We start from the raw sequence: 576 nt of genomic DNA, 5'->3' as shown, positions 1-576 counted from the left end.
AAGAAGTAATACCTAGTATCTGGGCCTATAGCTCAGTTGGTTAGAGCACACGCTTGATAAGCGTGGGGTCGGTAGTTCGAGTCTACCTAGGCCCACCAATATAACCCATAAAGGGGGATTAGCTCAGTTGGTAGAGCGCCTGCCTTGCACGCAGGAGGCCATCGGTTCGACTCCGTTATCCTCCACCAAATTTTCTTGGGGGATGTTGTTGAAAAGAGACTAGGTTGAATGTATGATTCTCTGCTTCTTGGGTGTTTAGTTAGTTTGTTTAACGCCGCTAGATAGTGAGTTAAGTAGTGGTTAGTTAAATAAATTAGAGAGACGATAAATAATGTGATTAATTAGTCAGTCTATTTATCATTGTTTAATGATCTTCGATCTTCAATCATTGATATAGTTTGATAAGTCATCTTATTTATACTCTCATCTAATATAACTATTAGTCATGAGTGTTCTTTAAAAATTTGGATTAGTTGGTGCAACGTAATAGCGATGCAGCAGTGATTATTGATCGATGTGAATCGAGTGATAATCACCAAGATCTTTCGGGTCTTTGTTATCGGATTATTCTTCTCG

General features: G+C 38.9%; 2 tRNA genes. Both read left to right on the top strand.

Annotated features, from left to right (window positions below):
• Positions 1-21: 21 nt before the first annotated feature.
• Positions 22-98, top strand: a tRNA-Ile gene (locus tag FK530_RS27635).
• Positions 99-112: 14 nt separating this feature from the next.
• A tRNA-Ala gene (locus FK530_RS27630) sits at positions 113-188 on the top strand.
• Positions 189-576 lie beyond the last annotated feature (388 nt).

The sequence above is a fragment of the Tsukamurella conjunctivitidis genome (assembly GCF_007858475.1).
In the GTDB taxonomy this organism is placed as follows: Bacteria; Actinomycetota; Actinomycetes; order Mycobacteriales; family Mycobacteriaceae; genus Tsukamurella; species Tsukamurella conjunctivitidis.
This window is presented reverse-complemented; position numbering and strand designations above follow the sequence as displayed.